Consider the following 23,551-nt stretch of genomic DNA (forward strand, 5'->3'; position numbering starts at 1 on the left):
ACTCGCGCGGGAACCGCGAGTGGCACTCGCTTAGTCGCTGCTGAGGCCAACGACGGTATCGCCGCGGGTTTCTACAATGGTCTCGCCCGCCAACGTGAGGTGGACAGGACCGCGGTAGCCTCCGCGGTCGACGGCTATCTCGCGCAGTACCTCGCCGGTAGACCAGTCCACCACGGCTATACCCTTTTCGGTGGGCATTAGCATGCGCCCAGCCACTGAAATCGGGGTGCCGATGGCACCGTCAATGACGTGATCGACGTGCAAATCACTGGGGGTTAGAAGGTAGAGGCGCTGCCCATCAAACCACGTCATGTGGTGCGGGAGATCCGCTACGGCTGGGGCAAAAGGACTTGTGCCGGAATCGATGGCGGCAGAAGGCTTTACGGGGGTAGAAGAAAGCTTGTCGCCCTGGTTGTTATAGGACTCAATGCGGGGTTCTGGGCCGGGGATATAGACCGCGGCGGCGTCTTGGCCCACCGCGATAAGCCGCGCCCCATCGCGTTCGAGGGAGACATCGGCGTCCATTTCTGGTTCCCGGGAGTCCTCCGGGGTGGTGTTTTGAAACCTTAACCACGTGGTGTGAGGTTCCTCCGGGCATGATTCCGTCAGCGCGAGGTTCTCGGTACGCGTGAGCGCCGAAGAAATGGCGCATTCCTCGTGCGGTTGCTTCTGCGCCTCCTGCTTGGCCTCCACGTCGCCGTATTCCACGGTGCGCACGAGATCTGAGCGCCATAGGTCGATTCGCCCGGCAGATACGGTACCTACCCGGTCATTGGATCGCACGGGGATAACGTCCGGGGAATTGATGGCACTGCGGGTGGAGTCATATTCACCCGTCGCGGCGTTGATGGCCACCGTATCCCCGCAGCCCACGCCCGTGCGATAGGTGGCAACCACCTTGCCCCAAGCAGTCGATAGCGAGCAGAGTTCGGCATCGCTGCGGGTATAGGTCCAGGCCGTGGAGCCGTCGGCATTGGTGGCAGTGAGCACATCGCCATCGTGGCTAATGCTCAACCCGTGGGCGGAAATGGCGCGGTATTGGCCGGGTACGGGCTGGTTGGGCAGGCTGTAGGCGGCGGTGAGGGAGGAGGGGACATCGGCAAGCACGGCGGCATCGCTTTCCCCAGGAACGGCCTCTTGGTGCAGGTCAGCCTGGTGGATATTGGCCGTGGCGACCGCGCCGCCCACCGCGATGGCGCAGATAGCGCCGATGACGCCGGTGGCCTTCCAATCCGCCGCGGTAGCCCGCAAGATGGGGGCCTTAGTCATCGGCGCCCTCCTCGGGGCGTGCCCTTGCTGCGCCGAGACCCGTCCCGGGACCGCGATTGGGCTTGTCCCGCAGACCGCTTATGCGCCGGAAGTTGGCCAATCACGCTGGTGGCCGGCCCCACCTTTTCCTGCACGCCAGCGGGGATGGACAGCGCCTGGGCAAGCTCCGGGGAGGTGGAAAACCACTGCGACGGCGTGGCCGTATCTAGGCCTAGTTCATCGTTGATGACCTGCCATTTGGCCAGCTCATCGTAGCCCACCAGGGTGACGGCGGTGCCGGTGTGCCCTGCGCGGCCGGTGCGCCCGATGCGGTGGATAAAGGTCATGGGATCATCGGGAACCTGGTAGTTGATGACGTGGGTGACATCGTCGACGTCGATGCCGCGCGCCGCGATATCGGTGGCGACGAGGATGTCCACCTCGCCCGAGCGGAAGGCCTGCAGGGACTTCTCCCGGGACTTTTGGCCCAAGTCACCGTGCACGGCGCCGACGCGGAAGCCGCGCTCAGCAAGGTCATCGGCCAATTGCGCGGCCGAGCGTTTGGTGCGGGTAAAGATGATGGTGCGACCCCGGCCCTGGGCCTGCAGGATATGCGCGATGACCGGCACCTTATCCATGCGGTGGGCCTGGAAGGTGACCTTGCGGGTGGTTTCGTGCGTGACCTCATCCGCATCCGATTCGGCCCGGATGTGTACGGGCTTATTCATGAACTGGCGCGATAGGTTCAAGATGGCGCCGGGCATGGTGGCAGAAAACAGCATTGTTTGGTGCGCGTTGCCATCGAGCGCTTCCAAAATGGCCTCTATGGAGGGTAAAAAGCCTAGGTCCAGCATCTCATCGGCCTCATCGAGCACCACGATGGCGACGTGGCGCAGGACCAGATCGCCGCGCTCGTGCAGATCGAGCAGGCGGCCTGGCGTGCCGATGACCACATCGACGCCGCGCTGGAGAAGCTTAATTTGCTCCTCATAGGGGCGCCCGCCGTAGATGGAGGCGAGGCGGACCGGCAGGTGCGCAGCCGCGTCCTGCAAATCCGCGGTGACCTGCTGCGCTAGCTCGCGGGTGGGAACGACGATGAGCGCCCGAGGTGTCCCATCCAGCGGGGCAATATCCGCGTCATCAAAAACGCGATCGAGCAGCGGCACGCCAAAGCCAAAGGTCTTGCCCATGCCGGTGCGCGCCTGGCCAATAAGGTCTTGGCCTTTAAGCGCAATGGGCAGGGTTAATTCCTGGATTGCAAAGGTTCGCGCGATGCCACGGTCAGCGAGCCCATCGCAGATTTCGGCGGCGACGCCGAGTTCCGCGAAGGTCGGTGGCTGGGTTTTTATGACAGACACACCTTGATAGTAGCCGGGATGGTTATAGTGGGGCCATTGGCATGTAAAACTCTCGTTAAAGGAGGATAATTTTATGGATATCAAGTTTGGTTTTGCAGATACCCCGCGCGAGCTGATCATTAGCACCAGTGGCGAGCAGGCGGAGCTGACGCAAAAGATTAATAGCGCCCTGGCGGAAAACTCCACGTTGGAGCTAGAAGATGACAAGGGCCGCAAGTACCTCGTGCGCACTGACCGCGTGGTGTACGTCGAAGTTGGTGCCGCGAAGAAGCAGTCCGTCGGTTTCGCCGGCGCCTAAGCTTGGGGCTTTTTAAAGGTTTGCTAATTCAGTTTTTGAATAGGCAACCGGGTACGCTCAATGCCTATGGAAAGTAGGCAGAATCGCAAGGCTCACCATAGCCATGGGCGAATCCCGGATCATCCGAACCCGGTGGTCCGGTTCGCCCGCCGCTACGGCTGGTGGCGTGTGGTGGCTATCCCCGTGATGGTGCTGCTTACCATCTGGGTGATTGTGGATATCGCGTCCGGCTCTTCGGCCGATGACAATGGCGATGCATCCAGCGCCGAGACCACCGCAGCCGCCACCCCTACCCACGAGGATCTCACGGGGCCTGACCCCGCAAACGCGGAGGCGGTAGAGCGCGAGATTAGTGAGATGCCCCCTGGAAGTGACTTCACCAAAAAGGGCAAGGGCACGTTCCACGGAATCGGCCGCCCCGGCGCTGTAGCGGGCGAGGGCGGCGAGAAGAAGGTGCGCTATTCCATCGAGGTAGAAGATGGGCTCAATACCGCTCCCTACGGCGGAGATGATGCCTTTGCCGCAATGGTGGAGGCAACCCTTGCGGATCCACGCGGGTGGACCGCTCGAGGTGACTTCGAATTCGAGCACGTTGCCTCCGCAGACGATCCCGATACCCGCATCCAGCTGACCTCTCTGACCACGGCCGCGGAGCGGTGTGGCGAGAAGATTGAGACGGAAACCTCCTGTCACACCATGTTTACCGGCGAATCCACCACCATCATTAATGAGGCGCGGTGGGTGCGCGGGGCCACGCCCTTTGAGGGCGATTTGGGCAATTACCGCCAGTACGTCATCAATCATGAATTGGGCCACGCCATCGGATATGCCTCCCACCAACAATGCGGCGGCGAGGGCAAATTGGCCCCGGTAATGATGCAGCAGACGCTGAGTTTGAACAACAAGGAATTGCATGACCGCAATCCCAAGGAGGTCTATCCTGATGAGGATGTGACCTGCGAGCCCAATCCGTGGCCATATCCTAATCCGGAGCAAAAGGATCCCCACCAACCCCAATAAGGAGTACTGGATGCCGCTTCCCCCAGAGCATGTTTTAAGCGCCTTCCACGCAGAAACCGGAGCGACAGGCTCGCGCCGGGCCCAAGGCGATCAGCTGGGCCCAGTATGGGATAACGGCATCAAGGTGGGCGACGTGGTCTACTCCCAGGCCGGCCCCTTCGCTGCGTGGTCTGCCAAGGTGCGCGAAAAACTCAGCGTGCCGGGCGCGCGGGTATCGCGGCCGGTACTAGCGAGCGACGGCCGCCACACCGCCGCCGGGTGGAAGGCGACGCAGTTCCTTCCCGGCGAGGTCACCGGGCGCATCGATGAAGCAGCGCAGACGGCTTTGCGCTTGGACGATGCCATGGCCAATGCACCTGCGCCGCCGGGTGCGCACCGCGATGATGCCTTTGCCCGCGCGGAGCGCACCGCCTGGGCGGAGACGGGGGAGGCCTACGATAAGGCCGCGCTTGCCGATGTCCCCTTGATCACCGCCCATACCGCCCTGCTGACCACCACGGTCTTTTATGGCGCGCACCCACCAGGAATCGTGGATCTCGTGCCGAGCCAATCCGCGCGCCCAGCCGGGTGGAGCGCAGCGCTTGTGATCGTGGATGGTCTGATCGCACAAGTGGTAGATGATGATATCTGCCAGCGGTTTGGCCATGTGCCAGGCATGCAGGAGCTTTTGCTGCGAGCGGTGTCCTATCGTCGGCACATTAATGATCTTAACCCGCGCTCGCGCTCGAATGTGCGTTCCAATATTGAGCGGGTGGAACAGTTTCTCGTGTCTAGGGCATCTGCAATACTGGGGCGGTGACTTACGATCCCCATTCCACCGCCCGCGCGGGAGTGGTCCTACCGCCGTCGCCCGAGGTACGACTCATCGCCCGCACCACGTCCGCACACGCCCGATCCTGGCCCGTTGAGCTGCCGGAAACCGGTACCTGGAAGGTAACCGGCACCGCCGGAACCGGCGTATCCAGTTTTCTTATCGATACCGTCATTCATGCTCTCGACCGCGCCCAGGAGACGGGGGCAGACCCTTCCGGCATCCTCGTGGTTGCCGCCTCTAAGGAGTCCGGTGCTCGATTGCGCCGCGAGCTTTCTGAGCGCCTCGAAGATTATGCGGCGCAGTCCTCCATGGTTCGCTCCATCCACTCCCTGGCTTTTGCCCTCCTGCGCAGCGCTAGCGATGAGGAATTGCGCCTTATCACCGGCGCGGAACAGGACGCCGTTATCCGTGAATTGCTCGAAGGCCACGCGGAGTCCGGCCACGGCGACTGGCCGGAGGAAGTCCGACCCGCCCTAGAGTACGTAGGCTTTGCCCGCCAATTGCGCGATTTTCTTTTGCGCTCCATCGAACGAGGACTAAGCCCCGCGGATTTGGAGAACCTCGGAGCCAAGTACGGCCGCAGTATGTGGGTTGCCGCCGGTACGTTCCTGCGCGAATACGAACGCGTCCAAGCCCTATCCGGGGCGCACTCCTATTCCGCGGCCGAGCTAGTCAACCAGGTCCTGCTGCGCCCAGAACTTACGAGTTCGCACCCGTGGCACACCATCGTGGTCGATGATGCCCAGCTATTGGATCCCACTGCGGGCGAGCTCATTTCTCGCTTGGCCCCCGATGCACAATTGCTGGTCATCGGCGGCGATGCGGACCAATCCGTCTTTGCCTTCCGCGGTGCGAATTCGCAGTTCCTTGAGGAATTTCCCGCGGAACACTCCGTGGAGCTTTCGCAGCCGCATCGCAGCGGATCCCCAGCCTGCGTTTCCATCGTGGATTCTGAGGGCCGCCTGCGCGATGTGGTGGCCGATACCGTGCGCCGCCGCCATTTGGACGATGGCGTGCAGTGGCGCGATATCGCCGTCATCGTGCGCTCAACGGCGGATATTGGCCAGATGCGCCGCACCTTGCTGGCGGCCGGGGTGCCGGTGCATATCAGCCCAACCGACGTCATTTTGGCTGAGCAGCGCCTAGTATCTGCCATGTTCCTTGCCTTGCGCGCCTTGGAAGAAGACCTCAGCAATGCGGAGCTTGAGGAATTGCTGACCGGGCCTGTGGGCGGGGCGGATCCCGTCACCCTGCGCCGCCTGATTCGCGGTCTGCGCCGGTGGGCGCCCGATACGCGCGGCATGGATAGCCTGCGCGAGCTCTTGCAGGGCGAGCTGCCGGACTTCAATGGCCAGCTCACAGAGCGCGAGTTTTCCATCCTGGAGCGCGTGCGCGCGGTACTCGCCGCGGGCCGGCAGGCCATACAAGCCCAAGCCTCTGTGGAAGAGATTCTGTGGGAGGTATGGAGTGCTACCGAGCTGGATATGCGCCTGCAGGCATCCGCCTTGCGCGGCGGCGCCACCGGCTCGCAGGCGGACCGCGATCTTGATGCCATGATGGCGCTCTTTGACGCCGCCGGTGATTACTCCGAGCGCCGCCCTGGATCCTCACTGCAGTCCTTTTTAACCCATATCACCGAACAAGAACTGCCCACCGGCGTGCGCGACCGCCGCACCGCCATCCCACAGGCCGTGGAGATCATCACCGCCCACGGCGCCGTCGGCCGCGAATGGGATACCGTCATCGTCGCCGGAGCCCAAGAAGGCGCGTGGCCCTCGCTGGGGGAGACCGGTTCCATTTTTGGCCAAGAAGATCTCATCGATCTCCTGGACCGCGATATTGAGCCTGATACCCCTGTTAGCCACATTGCCTCCCGTCTGGCCGAGGAGCGTCGGCTCTTCCACGTCGCCACCACGCGCCACCGGAACCGGTTGCTCATCGCCGCGGTGGAAAACCCCAACGAGGATGCCTTTGCAGAGCCCTCCCGTTTCATCGCGGAATTTACCGGGCGCGGGGTCGATGTGCCCGGCACAATGGCGCGCCGGGAGGCCAGCCGCGCCTTGCGCGCCACCCAATTTCCCCGCGAGCTGGGCTTAGATGTTCCTGAGCCGGCACCGGTGTCCCTGCGCGATGGGCTCGAGGTCGATCCCCTCGATATATCGGTGCTTTCCGTCCCTTCCTTTGTGGCGCAATTGCGCCGCGTGGTCACGAACCCAGATTCCGGCGAGGCGGATCGACGTCAGGCGGCCCGGCAGCTGGCGCGCTTAGCGCAGGCGGGAATCCCAGGCGCCCATCCAGACCAGTGGTTCTCCGCGCGCTCTGTGGCCTCGCATACGCAGCTGCGCGGTAGCAAGAGCCTATCGCCATCCCGGGTCGAAGCCCTGCTTAACTGCCCGCTCAAGGCGATCGTGGGAAACTTGGCCGAAGATCCCAGCGGCGCCGAGCACCTTTTGCGCGGCACCATGGCACACGCCTTCTTGGAGGCCATCGGCCGCGGCATGGATGCAGAAAAGGCGCGCCTGCTCGTCATGGAGGCCTATGAGCTCATCCTGGACGTTCCACAGTGGCAGCTACAGAGCAAGCTGGAAGAGTTTTCTCGCCTGCTGGAACGCACGCAGCAATGGGCACAGCAATCCGAGGTGAAAAACGAGCTCGCCGGGGTAGAAGTACCCGTCTACGTCGAGGTCACCCCGGATATCCGGGTGGGCGGCTTCATGGACCGCTTGATGCAGGATGGAGACGGAAACTACTTGGTCGTGGATCTCAAGACCGGTAAATCTGCAGCGACGCAGGCAGAGGCGGAAGAAAACCGCCAGCTAATGACCTACCAATTGGCCTTGTCCCGGGGAAGCTTTGACGGGCAGCGCGTGCGCGATGGCGAAGGGATGCCGCGCGCAGGCGGGGTGCTTGTCTATCCCGGAAAAGATTCCAGCAAAATCACCACGCGCACACAAAGCCAGCTCACCGCGGAGGCGCTGGAAGAATTTTCCGCACTTTTGCCACCACTGGCAGCGGAACTGCGTGGTCCGCAACTTACCGCGCGCACCAATAAAGATTGCGATAAGTGCCCCATTCGTATCATCTGCCCAGTGCAGGAGGAAGGAAAGATGACCATCCATGCCTAAGCAGAATTTTTCCCCGGAACAAATAGCGAAAGCACTGGGCAAGGACTACCCACCCACCGAGGAACAAGCCCACGTCATCGAGAGTCCTTTTGGCCCCAAGCTCGTGGTGGCCGGCGCGGGTGCCGGTAAGACGGAAACCATGGCCTCCCGCGTGGTCTATTTGGTGGCCAATGGCTACGTGCGCCCTGAAGAGGTATTGGGGCTAACCTTTACGCGCAAGGCGGCCCAGCAACTAGAACAGCGCATTCGCCGCCAGCTCATTCAGCTGCGCGATTCCGGCCTCATCGTCCCCGGTAGCCCCGCCGCCGAGGCGCTTAACAATATCGCGCCCACCGTGGCCACCTATGACTCTTATGCCGGCGAGCTCGTGCGCGAATACGGCCTCCTGGTCCCAGTAGAGCCCTCGGCGCGCATCATCACGGAGGCAGAGCGCTTCGCCATTGCCTATGACGTGGTGAAAAACTACGGTGGCAAATTATCGGATGAAAAGACCTTGGGCTCCATTACGGAAACCCTGCTCAAGATCACTTCCGATATGGACAATTCCTTGAAAGATCCGGATGATATCGCCGAGTTCGCACGGGATTTCCGCGCTGATATTGACAACCTGGAAAAGGCGCCGAGGACGAAGGGCGAGTATTCCAAGGACCTGCAGAAGTACATCAATGTCCAGGATCTGCGCGTGCAGTACGTGCCATTGATCGAGGAACTCAAGCGCGCCCAGGCAGAGCAGCAGGTCATCACCTTTGGTGAGCAGATGTCTGTGGCAGCGCGCCTCGCGCAAGAGCACCCGGCGGTGGGCAAGCAACAGGCGCAGCGTTACCGCGTGATCATGCTGGATGAATATCAAGATACGTCTTATGCTCAGCGTGTACTCCTGCGCAGCCTCTTTGGTGGGGAGCACAAGGACATTTCCGTGACCGCGGTCGGCGATCCCATGCAGGCTATCTATGGCTGGCGCGGGGCTACCTCAGAAAACCTCACCGCATTCGTGGAGGATTTCCCGCAGGCAGATGGCACCCCTGCTCCCAAGGATCAGCTGACTACCTCGTGGCGCAACCCGTCGGGTGCCTTAGAGCTGGCCAACTCGGTAGCAGCCGGGGTCTTTGGGGGCGGCCCGCGGCCCGTCGATGAGCTGCATGCGGCCCCGCACAAGGGCGAGGGCGAGATTGAGCTCGGCTATTTCGCCAGCGAAGATGAGGAACATGATTATATTGCGCAGAAATTAAGGCAGCAGTGGGATGCGCGCGAGGGCGATGGCTTTCGCGCAGCGGTGCTGGTGCGTACCAACCGGCAAACCGCGGCCATTGCAGCAGCCTTGGACGCCGTCGATGTCCCCAATGAAATCAATGGTCTGGGTGGACTGCTATGGCAACCGGAAATCCAGGACCTTGTAGCGCTGGCGACCATGCTGGTGCGGCCGGAAGACGCGCAAGCCGCCCTCCGCATTTTCGCCGGGCCCATTTGCGGGCTGGGCATGGGCGATATCCAAGCCCTTGCCGCGCGGCAAAAGAACTTGGCGGGAGCAAAACAAGAGCGCCTGCAGTGGGAAGAGGGCATGGATCCTGAGGAGTATCTGCGCGCCCAATTAGCGCAGCTTACGGCTGAGGGCCCTGATCAGACGGTGGGGCTTGCCGATGCCCTGGCGGACCTCGGCGAGCGCGATCGCTATACCCCGCAGGGCTTGGCGCGCATGGAAGAGGTATCTGCCAAGCTGCGCTACCTGCGCACTTATTCGCTGTCTAAGCCTTTAAGCGATCTCTTTGCGGATATTGAGGCCATCTTCAATATCCGCACCGAGGTCCTTGCCCGCGGCAGCGCCGGGGGAGCCACCCACCTGGATAAATTCGCCGATATCGTCGCGGGATTCCACGGAGACTCCTTGTATGCGCTCTTAGATTATTTGGAGCTCGCTCGCGAGCATGAAGATGGCCTCGGGCTTGGGGAGGTGCCCGCCTCCACGGATCGCGTACAGATTATGACCGTGCATAAGGCCAAGGGCTTGGAGTGGGAGCACGTCTATGTCGTGCACGCTGACTCTTCAAGCTATAAGGCCCAAGCAGAGACCTTTTTGTCCAAGATCGAGAAGGTACCCGGTGACAATGACTACATCGAGGTCTCACCCGATGCGGTCACCCGTTCCGAATTTGAAAAGGCCTGCAAGGCATTCTTGGATGATGACCGCGCGCATAATGCGGAGGAAGCAGCACGCCTGTTTTATGTGGCCTTGACCAGAACCGAGTCCACGTTGACCGTTACCGGCTCCGGCACGAATAACCGGACGGGCAAGGCCAAGAAGGGCCCGTATGAGTACCTCGAAAGGCTAAAAGAATCCTTCCCCCAGTACGTGGGGGAGTGGACGGTGCCCGAAGAGCCGGTGGATACCGCGGCTCATGGGGCAGAAAGCGGGCTCTTCCCAGCCCTCGAAGCGGATCCGGATTCCCTGGCCGGCGCGGATGCGGTCCTGGCCGCCATGGAGGACCTTCCTGAGCTGAGCCACGGCGAGACCTTCGAGTTGTGGGAACAGGATGCGGGCGCGCTCATTGAGGAATACAAGTCCCTGCAACAACCGGTTGTGGATGTGGAACTTCCCAGTGAACTTACCGCTTCTGACATGGTGGCCTTGGGCAGCGATCCGCTACAGTTTGCGCGCCGGCAACGCCGCCCGGTGCCGTTTAAGCCCAATTCCTATGCCAAGCGAGGCACCGCCTTCCACGCGTGGTTGGAAGAGCGCTTTGGCAGCCCCGCGCTGCTAGGGGAAGAGGAATTGCCGGGCATCGATGAGCCAGAGGATTTCGATCTGGAAGAGCTCAAGGAATCCTTCCTGAATTCCGAATGGGCGCAGCGCCAGCCGGACTTTGTGGAGGCGCCGTTTGAAATCACCATCGGCAGTGCGGTGGTGCGCGGGCGAATGGATGCCGTCTTCCGCTTGGCAGATGGCACCTGGATGGTGGTGGATTGGAAGACCGGGCGGCCGCCGAAGGGCGCGGCCATGGACGCGGCGAAGATTCAGTTGGCGGTTTATGCCGAAGCCTGGCGGCGCATCCACGGCGGCGATAAAATCCGCGCCGCTTTCCATTACGTTCACGATGGTTATACTTTTGAGCCAGATACTTTAGCCCAAGGTGAGGAGCTGCGTAGCCTGCTTGAATCGTCAGTAGCAGGCCACTAGGGCTAAGGTATGGGGACGGAATGCGGACGATGAATGGATAATTGCGTCCCCGTATAACCGGCGGAATCAAAAATCGATCCAGAAAAGAAGGCTGGGCCAGTGGCCAAAAAACATGCGAAGGTGTTCAAAGGGCGTATTAAACAGCGCTTTTTGCCGCAGGTCGAGTTGTCCTCGCAACCTGATCACGCGCTCCTTGATGTCATCACTGTGCCCAAGGATCAAAATGCCAGCCCGTGGCGCCAGTTGGCTAAACGCGCGCTGTGGGCATTCGGCATCCTCATCTTTGTCACCGTCGTGGTGTACTTAGACGGCGGGGGCTATAGCGAGGACATGTCGCTTTTGGATTCCTCCTACTATGCCGCCGTCACGCTGACCACCGTGGGGTATGGCGATATCGTTCCGGTCACGGAGCAATCGCGGTTTATCAACCTCGTACTTATTACCCCAGCCCGCCTCATCTTCCTTGTGCTGTTGGTTGGTGCGACGCTCTCCGTGCTCACGGACAAGGCCCGCCGCACCTTTGAAATCCAGAACTGGAGAAAGCAATTGCGTAACCACACCGTCGTTATCGGCTATGGAACGAAGGGTGCCGGGGCGGTCGCCGCGCTCTTGGCAGACGACGTGCCCACCTCCCAAATCGTGGTCATCGATAATAACCGCGCCTCGCTGGCGCATGCGGAACACCACGGGCTGGTCACCATCTTTGGCTCGGGCACCAAACAGGACGTGCTCAAGATCGCCGGGGTGGAGCACGCAACCTCCGTGGTGGTCACCCCATCCTCGGACGATACCGCGGTGCTGTGCTGCCTGTCCGTGCGCGAGCTCGCCCCTAAGGCCAAGATCGTGGCCTCGGTGCGCGAGTCCGAAAACCGCCACCTGCTGCGCCAATCCGGTGCCGATTCCGTGGTTACCTCTGCAGAGACCGCCGGCCGCCTGCTGGGGCTTGCCACCGTGACCCCCACCGTGGTGGAAATGATGGAAGACCTGCTTTCTCCCAACGAGGGCTTTTCGGTATCAGAGCGCGCCGTGCGCGAATTCGAGGTCGGGTCCAACCCACGCCACCTGGCGGATATCGTGCTCGCGGTGTTGCGCAATAACGAGCTCCACCGCGTCGATACTGCTGATGCCTCCGCACTGAAACCGGGCGACCGCCTGTTGTATATCAAGCATGACTTGGAACAACCCGTGGAAGTGCAAGATGAGGACGAGGAGGATTAATTGTATTTGCCCGTAACGCACACGGGTCTAGTGCCTGCCACCGCGAGCGGGGACGCCGCGTTGGTGGAGCAATTGCCGGAGGGCGTGGGGACACCGGAGATGGTGGACATCGGCACGCTGCACGTTTTTGCCTGCCCGGAAGCAATTGCGCGGGGCATGGGGCAGCTACAACCTGCGACCTTTTTCGCCGATGATTCCCTCGTCATGCAGGCCATTGCCTTGATTCGCAACCGGCTGGAGCAGCGCTTCGATCCGCGCACGGGCCACCCGTTGGATTATCCCACGCCGGGTATTATTGGCCGCGATCCGCAGGATTCGCGCCGCATGGTATTTCCGCGCCTAGACCCGGCGGTTATCGGGCTCATTGAGCTCAAGGGCGAGGAGAAGATTTTGCTGGCGCGCAATCGCGGGCGCAATGGCTTCTTTTCCTTTATCGCCGGATACGTGGAACCGGGCGAGACCATTGAGGCCGCCTTTGCCCGCGAAACCATGGAGGAAACCGGGCGCCGCATTGACAATCTTCGCTACTGGGGCTCCCAGCCGTGGCCGCCGAGTGGCTCGCTTATGCTGGGCTTTCACGCAGAGACATCGGATGTCCAGGCCACCTGCCATACTGATGGGGAACTGGAAGAAATTCGTTGGGTGACCCGCGCCGAGCTGCCTGAGCTCCCGTTGGCCACCGCGGGTTCTATCGCACACACGATGATTATGGAGTGGTATCACGGTGAATAAGCCGGATTTATCCCTGCTGGATGAGGATCAACGCCGCGCGGCCACCGCCCCACGCGGGCCGGTGTGCATTTTGGCGGGCGCGGGCACCGGTAAGACGCGCACCATTACCTATCGCATCGCCAACATGGTGGATCAAGGGTTCGTAAACCCCCAGCGCGTTTTGGCCGTGACCTTTACCGCGCGTGCGGCAGGAGAAATGCGGGATCGCCTGCGCATGATGGGCGTGGCTGGCGTGCAGGCCCAGACCTTTCACGCGGCCGCGCGGCGCCAGCTGAAGTATTTCTGGCCGCAGGTCGCAGGCGATCTGCCGTGGACTCTATTGGATAATAAATTCCCGCTCGTAGCCCGCGCGGTGCGCTCGGTGGGGCTGGATAATTCCAAAGACATGATCCGCGACGTGCTGGCAGAAATCGAATGGGCAAAATCCGCGCTGGTCAGCGCGGAGGATTATGAGAGCGTCATCGCGGAAACGGATCGCACCGCTCCAGCCGATGCCGCTAAGGTAGCCGAGGCCTTCCGGCGCTACGAGAAGGCCAAGGCTACGCCGGATATGATGCATTTGGACTTCGATGATCTGCTCATGCACATCGCTGGAGCCATCGAAAATGTCCCGGCCATTGCAGAGACCTTTCGCGAGCAGTACCGCACCTTCGTCGTTGACGAGTACCAGGACGTCACGCCCCTGCAGCAGCGCGTGCTGAACGCCTGGCTGGGTGATCGCGATGATCTCACCGTGGTGGGCGATGCCAACCAGACCATCTATTCCTTCAACGGCGCCTCGCCGGAGTACCTGTTGAATTTTTCGCGCAGCTATCCGGACGGGACCATCGTCAAGCTGCAGCGCGACTATCGCTCTACGCCGCAGGTCACGGACCTGGCTAATCGGGTCATCGGCAAGGCTACGGGGCGCGCGGCGGGCACCCGCCTAGAGCTGCAGGGCATGCGCGAGCCTGGGCCGGAGCCGACGTTTAAGGCCTACGAGTCCGAGGAAAATGAGGCGCAGGAGGTGGCCGGGCAGGTGCTGACCCTGCTCAACCAGGGCGTGCCGGCCTCAGAAATTGCCATCTTGTACCGCATCAACGCCCAGTCGGAGCAATTTGAGCAGGCGCTTGCCGATGCCGGAGTGGTCTACCAAGTCCGCGGCGGTGAAGGTTTCTTCCGCCGCCCGGAGATTCTGGAGGCCATTCGCGTGCTCATTGCCGCCACGCGCCGCGATGATTTACCGGAGGACCCCGTGGCGATTGCGCGTGCCGCCTTTGTCGAGCTTGGGCTCAGCGCGACCGAACCGCAGGGCGCGCAGGCCCGCGAGCGCTGGCAATCACTGAACGCGCTGGTGGGGTTGATCGAAAAGATCGTGGAATCCACCCCGGGCATCGATCTCAATGGCGTGCTGGGCGAGCTGCGCCGCCGCTCCACTGATAAGCAAGCCCCCGCTATGGAGGGCGTTACCCTCGCTACGGTGCACGCGGCGAAGGGCTTGGAGTGGGACGCCGTCTTCCTCGTCGGGCTGAGCGAAAAGCTCATGCCCATCAACCACGCCATCAAAGCGGGCAACGAGCAGATCGAGGAAGAGCGCCGCCTGTTTTATGTAGGCATTACCCGCGCCCGCGAGCATCTAGCCCTGTCGTGGGCATTGGCGAAGACCGCCGGTTCCAGGGCCTCCCGGGAGCGCACCCGGTTTCTCGATGGCATCGCGCCAGGCGTGGAATCGGCTGCGGGAAGTGGCCGCTCCCGTCGCCCGAAACGCTGCCGCGTGTGCAGTGGGGTACTAGAGACACCGGCGGAAAAGGTCATTGGCCGGCATGAAGACTGCGAGGGCAATGGCGATGATGAGGTCTTTTCCGCCCTGCGCTCGTGGCGCGCGCAGGTCGCTCGGGAAGAAAAGGTTCCGGCATACGTTATCTTTACCGATGCCACGCTGCAGGCCATCTCGGAAGAGCTGCCGGTAGATGAAGCGGAGCTGCTGTCTATATCTGGAATTGGGCCCAATAAGTTGGAGCGCTACGGCGAGCAAATCCTAGAGGTCATTCGCTCGGTGCGGATGTAGCCAGGTTAACCTTGCCGCCGTAACACACCGGGCAGCGCGGATGGGCGATGGCCGTGCGCTGCTGGTGGCGGCCGTAGACGTCTACCTCCCATTGTTGGCCTGGGCGCGGAAATGAGGTTGGCGCGCCTGGCGGTAAGGGGCGCTTGCTTAAGCGGCGGACCACCACCTGTGCTTGGGCCGCTACAGCATCGATGACTAGTTTTTCTGGCTGCCTGCGCACGCTAGTGAGCTGGGAGGCGATGGTGGTCCACTGCGGATCCGCATCCACGCGGTATAAGTGAATGCACAGTGGGCAGGGGCCTTGCCCCTCCACGCGCAGGGGCCCGATGATGCCGCGGTTATCTAGGAGGGAGATGGGTAGCCACGTCGTTGGGGTTCCGGCAAGCGCATTGGCGCAATCGATGGGGCAATGGAGCTGGTCGATGGCAAGCACCGTAAAAAGCCCATCGAGGTCGTGGATATAGGAAAAGATATTGTCCTCATCAAGGGGGATGCGCACCGTATATCCATCTGCTGCCAAGCGGGCGCGCAACTCCAGAGCAAGCGGGGATTCGCCCAGCATGATGACGGTTTCAGGCTGCTCTGGATGTGGTGGCTGGGACCAGAGAATGCCATAGTCCAAGGCATCATCGATGAGGCTGCTGGCGGCGGCGCTATCCAAGCCGGCCGCTTCCAACCGCGCCGCCAATTCCCCGGAATCGACCGGCTGATGGGCCGTGGCAAAGGCACGGGCCACGCCCTGTGCATTGCCCGTATCCGCCACCGCCACCCGGGTGGCGTCCATTCCGAATTGCACCACGGAATTCTCGCGGCAAAATACGCCGCACCCTGGCGCCAATGTCACACGTTGAGCCGTGCCGTGTGAGCCAGTCACTGGTTCTCCCCCTCAAATCCCCTCTATCGCCCCGAATACGGCATATGTGCCGCATGTGCGTCCATTGCACCACAGGTACAATGGCCTGTCATGTCGAGCACGCAACCACCAGGACGTACCCACCCTGAGGTCAAGGTTATCCGCTCTGCGCGGCGGCGGAAGTCGGTGCAGGCGCGCATGGTGGCCGGGGTATTGGAAGTGCGCATTCCGGCTTGGATGTCCGCCCGGGAGGAAAACGAGGCGGTACAGGACATGCTCGCGCGCTTAGAGAAGAAAACCGGTGGTGGTACGAAGACCGATGCGGCGCTTCTCCAGCGCGCAGAACAGCTCAACGCGCAGTACCTGGAAGGCCGCGCGTGGATTGGGTCCATCCGGTGGGTGAGCAATCAAAATACGCGGTGGGGTAGTTGTACTACCTCCACCGCGGATATCCGGCTGAGCAACCGCCTACAGCAGGTGCCGGATTATGTATTGGATTCGGTGATCATCCATGAGCTGACCCATACCTTCATCCCGCGCCATGGGCGCGAATTCTGGCGGTGGGCCGATAGGGCGCCCCACGCCGAGCGGGCCAAGGGCTACCTTGAGGCCTACCAGCGCTGGGGCGGTTAGCGCGAGCTATTTATCCTCGCCGCCGTTGTCCTTTTCGGAGTTGTCGTCGCCGTCGTCCACGTCGTCCCCGTCGTCGCTGCTTTGCGAGTCCTTGTCTTGTGCAGAATCCTTGTCCTCTTCGGACTTGCTTTCGGAGTCCTCGCCGGAACCCTCGCCGTTTTTGAGCATCTCTTCGAGCTTGGCAAATTCTTCCTCGAAGCCCTCATCAGGCTCATCATCCAAGAGGGAATCGATGAAGGCAGCCGGGTTATCGAGGTGCTCTGCGGTGGGCAGGAAGTCTGGGTGGTCCCAGGCCTTATCGCGCTTTTCGGCACCCACGGCCACGGTGGCGCGGCGCCACAGCTCGGCGGCCTCGGTGACCTTGGGGGCGTTGAGCTCGATGCCCACAACCTTGCTAAAGGCCTGCTCAGCAGACCCGCCGGTGCTGCGGCGGTGCGCCCATGCCTCAGTGAGCTTGGAGGTGGAGGGGATGCGCTCGCCCAAGGCCTCGCTCACGACGTGCTCGGCCCAGCCCTCGACCAAGGCCAACAGGGTTTCCAGCCTGGAGGCGGCAGCGGTGTTCTTGGAGGTAATCCGCGGGGAGAGATCCATTCCCTGCAGCTTGCTCATGGCTTCCTGGATGGCCTGCGGATCGCCGGATTCCAGGTTCAGCTCGCGGGCGAGCTCTTCAATGTGGGAGGTATCAATGACCAAGCCGATGGCGTATTCCTCCACGGAGGAGACGATGCGCTCTACCAGCCACGGCACGTGCTTGAACAGGCGCTGGCGGGCGGCCTCGCGCGCGGCGATGTAGACCAATACCTCCTGGCCAGGAACGTTGAGCTCGCGCGCGACCTTCTGAATGGTATGCGGCAAAAGTGCCACCGTATTGGCCGGGGCGATGGGGAGGCCAAAGTCGGAGCCGGTCAGCGCTTGGCTGGCCAGATCGCCCAGGGCATGGCCTAGCTGCATGCCGAAATTCATGCTGGACATTTGGCCCATCATCTTGGTCATCGGGCCCATCATTTGGCGGGCCTCTTCCGGCATGGATTCCAGCTGGGCATCGTTCATGTGCTGGGCCACGGGAGTGACCATGCGCTCCCAGGCGGGCATGGTTTCTTCCAGCCACTGCTTGGAATCCCATGCCTGCGTGGTTCCGGAAGCGGTGGGGAGAATGGAGGCATCGTCAAGCCAGAGCTCCGCCAGGCGCACCGATTCTTCTACTGCCTTGGAATCTTCCGCGCTGATGTCTTTTGACTTGGGGATCTGCTGCAGGGCGATGCGCTTGGCCATGTCGTAATTGACCGGCCCGGAGTTCTGGGGCGAGTTCATGGACGAGCCCATTCCGGATAGCATCTGACCGAACTGGTTCAGCATGTCTCCGAGGCCGCCACCATTACCGCCGCCGAATGCGCCGAACGGGTTCTGGTCACGACGGCCGTCATTATCGTCGTCATCGTTATTTGGGAAAGAAAAACCGAATCCGTTGCTCATGCGCTCCAATCTACCGGCACCGTGCGGAAAGTTTCCATGATCACAGCAACGCTGACAGCGAACAGTACGCCAAAGGTTGTAGGCTATTGCTTCGTGAATTCTCCTGCTAGCCGTCGCGTCCGCACCATCGCCTGGGGTGCTATCCCCGTTGTGCTTACCGGTGCGTTGGTATCGCTTGACCATATCCCGGGCACCGATGTCTCGCTGACCGTTCCCTATGCCGCCGAAGGCCCCGGTCCTACGGTGGATACGCTGGGCGAGGTCGATGGCACCCAAGTCGTTGATGTGCAGGCGCCAAAGACCTATGAGCCCAGTGGGCACCTCAATATGACCACCGTATCCGTGCGCACCAATATGACCTTGGCGCAGGCGTTGGGGCGCTGGGCGCTTACCGATGACACCCTGGTGCCCATCGATACCGTCATTCCGCAAAACATGACCGATGAAGAGGTCCAAGAATCCAATAAGCAGGCCTTTACCCAATCGGAGTCCGCTGCCACCATCGCGGCGATGGACTATTTGCACCTGCCGGTCAAAATCACGGTGGCGGAGGTCATTGAGGATGGCGCCGCTTCGGAGCACCTTAAAAAAGACGATGTCATCACCGCCGTCGATGGCACCGAGGTTACCGAGCCGAGCGAGGTCCAAGACATCATCAAGGACAAAAGCCCTGGCGATAAGGTGAAAGTCAGCGTCACGCGCGGGGATAAAGAGTTCAGCGAAGAAATCGAATTGGGCGAAAACCCGCACGATAAGGGCAAGGCACTGCTGGGAATCGCCATGCTATCCCAGCCCAAGGACGATATCTCGGTGAACTACAACCTACAGGATATCGGCGGGCCATCAGCGGGAATGATGTTTACCCTGGCGGTTATCGACAAGCTCAGCGATGAAGACCTAACCGGCGGCACCTTCGTGGCCGGCACCGGCACCATTCAGGCCGATAGCAAGGTCGGGCCGATTGGTGGCATTGAGCATAAAATCGCCGCCGCGCACGAGGCAGGCGCCGAGCTTTTCTTGGCGCCCAAGGACAACTGCTCAGCGGCGGCCGGCAGCGACCACGGCGATATGACCATTGCACAGGTAGAAAACCTGGACGATGCCGTGGCGGCCATGAAGGACTTTGCGGCGGGCAAAGACGTCAAGGAATGCAGCTAAAAAGAGCTTGTGCGGCCGAGGCCTAGTCCTTTACTAGGCCCAATTCCTTAATCTTTTCTTCCGGGTCCACCTGGTCAGAAGAGATCATCTGCTGCATGACCAGGCCTTCCTTATTATCCACCACGGTGATAACCGCGGTGGTGCCCAACGTGGACCAGCCGACGACGCGATCGCCATCGTCCTCGATGGCATGGGAGCTGCGCAGCTCCGTAAGTACCTGGGTGGTTTGGGAGGCCTTGGAGTGGGACTTAAAGAACTGGAATTGCCCCACCTTAGGGCCGGAGCAATTGTACGAAGAGTCCCCGCCGGTGGAATCGCAGCGCTCAAACTGGGCGAATAGGTCCTTGGGTGCCAGCGACTTATATACGTCGTAGACTTTGGCGACTGACTTATCCAACTCGCCGCCAGCACTCGGCTCGCTGGTGGTGCTTTCCTCGGAAGCCTCGTCTTCATCCTTGTCCGCCGTTTCTGACTCCGAGGAGGACGCGGCGGAGGATTCGGTGCTGGATGCCGTGGATTCCTCGTCGTTTTCAGAGGTTGTGGTGGAGGCGGCAGGAGTGGTCTCTACGGGGGCATCGTCAGGCGCATCGGCATCGGAGGAACAACTTGCCGCAGCCACGCTGAGCCCCAGTAGCGCCGCCGCGGTAGCGGTACGGGCAGGAAAACGGCGGGAGAAGGAAAGGCGTCGCACTGTATAGAACTCCTTGGTCGCGGGCTTAATTGCCACTTAGTCTAGTTCATCCGGATCCTGGTTGAGGCCATAGCGCAAAGCGGCGATCACGCCGGGGGCTACCTGCGGGCCGCCGCGGAGCTGAATATCGTCCTCAGCAAAGGGGCCTGCGGCCTCAAGCTCTTCCTCTGTGGGACGCAGCTGCAGCAAAGTGGTCTCAATTCCTTCCTCGCGCAGGGCACCCGAATACAGGCGCGCCGGGCGAGGGGAGGGGTCCTCGCTAGAGGTATCCCGGAACTTAATCTCCTGGGCCAAGATGGCACCTGCGACCTCGCGCGGCCAGGCCAAGCGGGAGACGTAATCAGCCAATTCCTCGGAACCCGGCTCGATGTTTTCCGGGACATTGTCTTGCACGATAAGGGTTAGCGGGGACGCGGTTTCCTCATCCATGGCCGCTAGCTGGTCTGCCACCAGATGGGTGGGGACAAGCGCGAAGATGGTGGGGCGGGCGTCCCAACCTTCAGCATGGACGAACTCCACGGCCTCCGTCATGGCGCGGTTTAAAGCTGGCTGTGATAATTCGGGGGAACTCATAGGCATCCTTATTCGTTATCTGGGTATTGATTCCTTAAACTGGAAAAAGTCTACATGTTTAATATTCGCACTACTTGATTGGAGCTGGCGTTGTCCCTAGGGTCATCCACACCAGCCGCCCCATTGAAGCGGCCTCCTAAGGTCGCGGCAATTATTGCGGCCATCATTGCCGTCCTCTTATTCTTCGGCCCCATGCTCGTGGGCATGTACACGGATTGGAGGTGGTTTGGCTCCATTGATTACCGCAGTGTTTTCACCACCGCGATTATTGCGCGCATAGTCCTCTTTATCATCTTCGGGCTCGTTGCTGCCGCAGTAGTGTGGGCAGCCGGGTTCTTTGCTTGGCGCGGCCGCCCCGATTCCCTGGATATGGGGGATTTGAATTCGCCGGTCTATCAGTACCGCCAGTCCATTGAGAAGTCCATGGGCGTGCTGTTCAAGGTCATCCCGGCCATCGTGGGCATCATCGCCGGTTTCATCGGCCAGTCCCACTGGCGCGATGTGATGCTATTCCTCAACGGCCAGGACTTCGGCGTACAAGACCCCCAATTCCACCACGACTTGGGCTTTTATACCTTTAGTCTGCCCGTGTTGCAGATGGTGGTCAGCACCCTGTCCATCCTGCTTGTGCTCGCCTTCCTCATTGCCCTATTCGGCCACTACATCTTGGGCGGAATCCGCATTGGCAATAAGGCCGCGGGCGTGCGCGGTTCCATCTCCCGCTCGGCGCGCCTGCAGCTTGCCATTACGGCCGGGCTGTGGATGGTGGCCCAGGTCGCCGGCTACTGGCTGGAGCGCTACGGGCTGCTGTATTCCGAGCACGACCTGTTTACCGGTGGTTCCTACACGGATATCCACGCCTACCTGCCGGCCAAGATCATTTTGATGATCATCGGCGTCTTCGTCGCTATTGCGCTCTTTATGGCCATCGTCATCAAGGACCTGCGCATCCCTGGCCTCGCCGTGGTGCTGATGCTCGCGTCCTCGCTGATCATCGGCCAGGCATGGCCACTGCTGATGGAGCGCTTCTCGGTCCAGCCAAACCGCCAGGCCAAGGAAAATGAGTCCATCGCCCGCAATATTGAGGCCACGCGGTATGCCTATGGGCTTACCGATGACCACGTGACCTACAAGGAAAACTGGGGCGGCGATAACGTATCGGATGACAAGGTTGCCTCTGATAACGCCACCATCAATAACCTGCGCCTGCTGGATCCAGAGATTTTGTCGCCGACGTTTACCCAGATGCAGCAGCTGAAGAACTTCTATGGGTTCCCAGAAACGCTGTCCATGGACCGCTATGAAATCGATGGCAAGATGCGCGACTTCGTCGTTGCGGCCCGCGAGCTGGACCCGAACGAGCTGCGTGAAAACCAGTCCGATTGGATCAACCGCCACACCGTATATACCCACGGCAATGGCTTCGTAGCCGCGCAGGCCAATACCGTCGATGAGGTTGCCCGCGATGCCGGTTCCGCCCGCGGTGGTTACCCCATCTTCACCGTCTCTGACCTGCAGACCCAGGCCGGCGAGTCCGAGGGCGAGGGCGAGACCCAAGATGCCGAGAAGTCTTTGGGCATCAAGGTAGACCAGCCACGCATTTACTACGGCCCGGTCATCGCTAGTGCCGCAGATAACCTGGACTACGCCATTACCGGTACCACCGGCGAAAAACCGGTGGAGTACGACACCGATAGCACCAACTACACCTATGACGGTGAGGGTGGCGTTGAGATTGGCAATCTGTTTGACCGCACCATGTATGCCGCTAAGTACCGCGAGCTGAACTTCCTGCTTTCGGATCGCGTGGGCAGCGAATCCAAGCTGCTTTATGACCGCGATCCCCGCGAGCGTGTGGAGAAGGTTGCTCCATGGTTGACCACCGATTCCGCTACCTACCCGGCCGTTATTGACGGCCACCTGAAGTGGATCGTCGATGGCTACACCACCCTGGACTCCCTGCCGTATTCGCAGCGCGCTTCGCTTTCGGATGCCACCCAGGACGCCCTCAACCCCGATGGCACCACCCAGCGCTTGGTCAATGACCAGGTGGGCTATATCCGCAACTCCGTGAAGGCGACCGTGGATGCCTATGACGGCAGCGTGGACCTCTACGAGTTTGACAAGGAAGACCCCGTGCTCAAGGCATGGGAAGGCGTTTTCCCGGATGTGGTCAAGCCAGAATCGGAGATCTCCGATGAGCTGCGCGAGCACTTCCGCTACCCAGAGGACATGTTCAAGGTTCAGCGTGACCTCTTGGCCCGCTACCACGTTGATGACCCGAACGTCTTCTTTAATAACGATGCCTTCTGGTCTGTGCCGAATGACCCGACCGCGGAAGAATCACGCGACCTGAATCAGCCGCCGTACTACGTGATGGCTGCAGATCCGGAGACCGGTAAGCCGAGCTTCCAGCTGACTACCTCGTACCGTGGTCTGAACCGTGAGTTCCTGTCCGCACACATGGCGGTATCTTCCGATCCGGATACCTACGGCGATATCACCGTGCGCGTGCTGCCAACCAATACGCAGACGCAGGGTCCGAAGCAGGCGCAGGACGCCATGATGTCTTCTGACCAGGTAGCCCGCGACCGCACTCTGTGGGAGGGCACCAACGACCTGCATAACGGTAACCTGCTGGCCTTGCCGGTCGGTGGCGGCGAGATCCTCTACCTCGAGCCGATTTACTCGCAGCGCAAGGATCAGGCCTCCGCCTTCCCGAAGCTGCTGCGCGTGCTCGTGTCCTACAAGGGCCGCGTGGGCTATGCACCGACTATCGGTGATGCCCTTGAGCAGGTGGGAATCGACGCCAAGTCTGCCCAGGACATCGAAGAGATTGAGGGCGACTCCGGCGACGACGATGCCGATAAGGACAGCTCTTCTGCGGACAAGAAGGACGAGAAGAAGGAATCTACTGAGGAATCCGCTCCGGCTTCGGCCCCTCGTTCCTCCGATGAGGCAGGCGCTATCGAGGACATCAACAAGGCCCTGAAGGGCCTGGAGGATGCCCGCGGCGGTTCCTTCGAAGAGTACGGCCGCGCCTTGGACGAGTTGGACAAGGCAGTCGAGTCTTACCAGAAGTCCGAGGGCTAAAGCCTCTCACTTCTCGTAGTAGAAACTCAGGAAATAAGGCACCTA

Annotated in this window: 17 protein-coding genes; 11 read left to right on the forward strand and 6 right to left on the reverse strand. The window is 61.1% G+C overall.

Annotated features, from left to right (window positions below; genetic code table 11):
* Positions 1-30: 30 nt before the first annotated feature.
* Together ACLI1O_RS03290 and ACLI1O_RS03295 are read right to left on the reverse strand one after the other, a co-directional pair.
* A complete protein-coding gene (locus ACLI1O_RS03290) occupies positions 31-1,269 on the reverse strand; it encodes a hypothetical protein (protein ID WP_239269422.1) in 1,239 nt (412 codons plus the stop codon).
* Complete coding sequence (locus ACLI1O_RS03295) at positions 1,266-2,606, reverse strand: DEAD/DEAH box helicase (protein WP_239269423.1); 1,341 nt, start codon at positions 2,604-2,606, stop codon at positions 1,266-1,268. The genes ACLI1O_RS03290 and ACLI1O_RS03295 overlap by 4 nt, the downstream gene beginning before the upstream one ends.
* A gap of 73 nt (positions 2,607-2,679) precedes the next feature.
* Between ACLI1O_RS03295 and ACLI1O_RS03300 the strand changes: the two genes are divergently transcribed.
* The 8 genes from ACLI1O_RS03300 to ACLI1O_RS03335 all read left to right on the forward strand — a co-directional run bounded on the left by ACLI1O_RS03300 (position 2,680) and on the right by ACLI1O_RS03335 (position 15,032).
* Positions 2,680-2,904 carry a DUF3107 domain-containing protein gene (locus ACLI1O_RS03300; protein ID WP_239269424.1) on the forward strand — a complete coding sequence of 75 codons (225 nt, stop codon included), beginning with the start codon at positions 2,680-2,682 and terminating at the stop codon, positions 2,902-2,904.
* 66 nt (positions 2,905-2,970) lie between these two features.
* On the forward strand, positions 2,971-3,924 hold the full coding sequence (locus ACLI1O_RS03305; RefSeq protein WP_239269425.1) for a DUF3152 domain-containing protein: 954 nt from the start codon (positions 2,971-2,973) through the stop codon (positions 3,922-3,924).
* A 10-nt stretch (positions 3,925-3,934) separates the two neighbouring features.
* Complete coding sequence (locus tag ACLI1O_RS03310; protein WP_239269426.1) at positions 3,935-4,723, forward strand: hypothetical protein; 789 nt, start codon at positions 3,935-3,937, stop codon at positions 4,721-4,723.
* A gap of 32 nt (positions 4,724-4,755) precedes the next feature.
* Entirely contained in the window at positions 4,756-7,863 is a 3,108-nt protein-coding gene (locus tag ACLI1O_RS03315; protein ID WP_411707038.1) for an ATP-dependent helicase, read from the forward strand.
* Positions 7,856-11,035, forward strand: coding sequence for an ATP-dependent helicase (locus ACLI1O_RS03320; protein ID WP_239269427.1), 3,180 nt, complete (start codon positions 7,856-7,858; stop codon positions 11,033-11,035). Before ACLI1O_RS03315 ends, ACLI1O_RS03320 begins: the two co-directional genes overlap by 8 nt.
* Positions 11,036-11,134: 99 nt before the next feature.
* Positions 11,135-12,253, forward strand: coding sequence for a potassium channel family protein (locus ACLI1O_RS03325; protein ID WP_239269428.1), 1,119 nt, complete (start codon positions 11,135-11,137; stop codon positions 12,251-12,253).
* Complete coding sequence (locus ACLI1O_RS03330) at positions 12,254-12,985, forward strand: NAD(+) diphosphatase (protein WP_239269429.1); 732 nt, start codon at positions 12,254-12,256, stop codon at positions 12,983-12,985.
* Entirely contained in the window at positions 12,978-15,032 is a 2,055-nt protein-coding gene (locus ACLI1O_RS03335) for an ATP-dependent DNA helicase UvrD2 (protein WP_284849711.1), read from the forward strand. Before ACLI1O_RS03330 ends, ACLI1O_RS03335 begins: the two co-directional genes overlap by 8 nt.
* Here ACLI1O_RS03335 and ACLI1O_RS03340 read toward each other — a convergent pair.
* Positions 15,010-15,831, reverse strand: coding sequence for a hypothetical protein (locus ACLI1O_RS03340; RefSeq protein WP_411706962.1), 822 nt, complete (start codon positions 15,829-15,831; stop codon positions 15,010-15,012). The two genes, ACLI1O_RS03335 and ACLI1O_RS03340, sit on opposite strands and share 23 nt — an antisense overlap.
* A gap of 165 nt (positions 15,832-15,996) precedes the next feature.
* Here ACLI1O_RS03340 and ACLI1O_RS03345 point away from each other — a divergent pair, with 165 nt between their 5' ends.
* The gene (locus tag ACLI1O_RS03345) at positions 15,997-16,518 is read left to right on the forward strand and encodes a M48 family metallopeptidase (RefSeq protein WP_239269432.1); all 522 of its coding nucleotides are present in this window, start codon (positions 15,997-15,999) and stop codon (positions 16,516-16,518) included.
* 6 nt (positions 16,519-16,524) lie between these two features.
* On the opposite strand, the gene ACLI1O_RS03350 is transcribed toward ACLI1O_RS03345, so the two are convergent.
* A complete protein-coding gene (locus ACLI1O_RS03350; RefSeq protein WP_239269433.1) occupies positions 16,525-17,991 on the reverse strand; it encodes a zinc-dependent metalloprotease in 1,467 nt (488 codons plus the stop codon).
* 93 nt (positions 17,992-18,084) lie between these two features.
* Between ACLI1O_RS03350 and ACLI1O_RS03355 the strand changes: the two genes are divergently transcribed.
* The gene (locus ACLI1O_RS03355) at positions 18,085-19,149 is read left to right on the forward strand and encodes a PDZ domain-containing protein (protein WP_411706963.1); all 1,065 of its coding nucleotides are present in this window, start codon (positions 18,085-18,087) and stop codon (positions 19,147-19,149) included.
* Between the two features lie 22 nt (positions 19,150-19,171).
* On the opposite strand, the gene ACLI1O_RS03360 is transcribed toward ACLI1O_RS03355, so the two are convergent.
* Positions 19,172-19,876 carry a beta-N-acetylglucosaminidase gene (locus tag ACLI1O_RS03360; protein ID WP_411697075.1) on the reverse strand — a complete coding sequence of 235 codons (705 nt, stop codon included), beginning with the start codon at positions 19,874-19,876 and terminating at the stop codon, positions 19,172-19,174.
* Positions 19,877-20,413 (reverse strand): PPA1309 family protein, encoded by a 537-nt coding sequence (locus ACLI1O_RS03365; protein ID WP_005277569.1) that lies wholly within the window; start codon positions 20,411-20,413, stop codon positions 19,877-19,879. It abuts the gene before it with no gap.
* A gap of 123 nt (positions 20,414-20,536) precedes the next feature.
* On the opposite strand from ACLI1O_RS03365, the gene ACLI1O_RS03370 reads away from it, so the two are divergent.
* A complete protein-coding gene (locus tag ACLI1O_RS03370) occupies positions 20,537-23,506 on the forward strand; it encodes a UPF0182 family protein (RefSeq protein WP_239269436.1) in 2,970 nt (989 codons plus the stop codon).
* The last annotated feature ends 45 nt before the right edge of the window (positions 23,507-23,551 follow it).

Origin of the sequence: Corynebacterium sp. LaCa78 (assembly GCF_046717505.1) — a bacterium.
Classification (GTDB): domain Bacteria; phylum Actinomycetota; class Actinomycetes; order Mycobacteriales; family Mycobacteriaceae; genus Corynebacterium.

Excerpts from the sequence above, each read along its gene's own strand:
- ACLI1O_RS03300 (WP_239269424.1), top strand. The coding sequence starts at position 2,680 with ATGGATATCAAGTTTGGTTTTGCAGATACCCCGCGCGAGCTGATCATT.
- ACLI1O_RS03345 (WP_239269432.1), top strand. The coding sequence starts at position 15,997 with ATGTCGAGCACGCAACCACCAGGACGTACCCACCCTGAGGTCAAGGTT.
- ACLI1O_RS03310 (WP_239269426.1), top strand. The coding sequence starts at position 3,935 with ATGCCGCTTCCCCCAGAGCATGTTTTAAGCGCCTTCCACGCAGAAACC.
- ACLI1O_RS03290 (WP_239269422.1), bottom strand. The coding sequence starts at position 1,269 with ATGACTAAGGCCCCCATCTTGCGGGCTACCGCGGCGGATTGGAAGGCC.
- ACLI1O_RS03320 (WP_239269427.1), top strand. The coding sequence starts at position 7,856 with ATGCCTAAGCAGAATTTTTCCCCGGAACAAATAGCGAAAGCACTGGGC.
- ACLI1O_RS03305 (WP_239269425.1), top strand. The coding sequence starts at position 2,971 with ATGGAAAGTAGGCAGAATCGCAAGGCTCACCATAGCCATGGGCGAATC.
- ACLI1O_RS03365 (WP_005277569.1), bottom strand. The coding sequence starts at position 20,413 with ATGAGTTCCCCCGAATTATCACAGCCAGCTTTAAACCGCGCCATGACG.
- ACLI1O_RS03350 (WP_239269433.1), bottom strand. The coding sequence starts at position 17,991 with ATGAGCAACGGATTCGGTTTTTCTTTCCCAAATAACGATGACGACGAT.